The 1290-nt window shown below is 48.0% G+C and carries 2 protein-coding genes; both read right to left on the reverse strand.

Annotated elements, in window-relative coordinates; genetic code table 11:
• Window positions 1–26 precede the first annotated feature (26 nt).
• Window positions 27–890, reverse strand: coding sequence for an IS3 family transposase (locus Q0V21_RS32655; RefSeq protein ID WP_301880598.1), 864 nt, complete (start codon window positions 888–890; stop codon window positions 27–29).
• Window positions 891–901: 11 nt separating this feature from the next.
• On the reverse strand, window positions 902–1219 hold the full coding sequence (locus Q0V21_RS32660) for a transposase (protein ID WP_301249069.1): 318 nt from the start codon (window positions 1217–1219) through the stop codon (window positions 902–904).
• Window positions 1220–1290 lie beyond the last annotated feature (71 nt).

Genomic DNA, 1290 nt, shown 5'->3' on the forward strand with positions numbered 1-1290 from the left:
TGGACCTCTGTCAAGAAAGTAGACACTTACGCTACGGAATTTCCGGTGAATTGCTGTGCAAAACGGGCAGGGGAAAGGTACCCCAGTGCGCCATGCATTCGTTTGCGGTTGTAGTAAAACTCAATGTATTGGTAGATAGCCATGTAGGCCTCTTCCGGTGTTTTAAAGCGCGGATTACAGTAAATGAGTTCCTTCTTCAAAATACTGTGCCAAGACTCGATACAGGCGTTATCGTAACAGTTTCCCCGGCGGCTCATGCTGGATTCCATACCGTAGGCACTTAATTGCTCGACGTACTCTTTGGAGGTGTATTGGGAGCCGCGATCCGAGTGATGGAGCAAACCCTTACCAGGTCGTTTGGCAGTGTAAGCAGCCTTCAAAGCATCCAGCACCAAGCTAGTTTCCATATGGTTCGACAAACGCCAACCAACAATTTCACGCGTGCACAAATCCAGGACACTGGCGAGATACAAGCGTCCTCCTCGGCACGGGATGTATGTGATGTCTGTAACCCAGACGGTGTTCGGTTTGAGCGTTTTAAACTGTTGATTCAGCGTGTTGGGTGCGACCGGATGGTTATGCTTGGAGTCCGTGGTCTGGACACGATATATGCGGCTAACGACGGAACGGAGCTTCATTTGGCGCATGTACACACTCACTGTACGTTCGGTGATCTTAAACCCCTCCAGATGAAGTAACCGTGTAATTTTGGGGCTACCATATCGCTTGTTGTGGTCGGAAAAATGGTACTGAATTCGCTTCATGATCTGGGATTTCCGAAGCTCCTGCATGCTTGTTTCGTTCTTCCGCCATTTGTAGTACCCGCTCCGTGAGACCTGCAGGGTTTCGCACATCTTCTCCAAGTGGAACTCGGAGCGATGATTCTCCACGAACTGGAATCTCAGTTCTTTGGTTTGCTGAAGATGTGCACCGCTTTTTTTACAATAGCTAGTTCCTCTTCCGTATCGGCAAGTCGATGTTCTTTCTCTTGGAGCATGCGACGCATCTCTTTCAGCTCTGCTTCGAGTTCCTTAACTCGGTCCATACTGGCAGCCGGTTCGTTTTTGAGCTCACGATATTGGCTCATCCATTGATGTAACGTACTTTTCGGGATGTTAAGCTCTTCTGCCAGATCACTGAGTGTCTTCGTCTGTTCTTGAATAAACTTGACCGTTTGTTTTTTGAATTCTTCATTGTATCGTTGCCGTTGTTCTCCCATGTGGACACACCTCCGTTAGTCTTATTATCCTTCTGTCCGTTAATGGGTGTCCACTTTTTATTCTAGCTCCA

The sequence above is a fragment of the Paenibacillus sp. 11B genome (genome assembly GCF_030487755.1).
In the GTDB taxonomy this organism is placed as follows: Bacteria; Bacillota; Bacilli; order Paenibacillales; family Paenibacillaceae; genus Paenibacillus; species Paenibacillus vandeheii.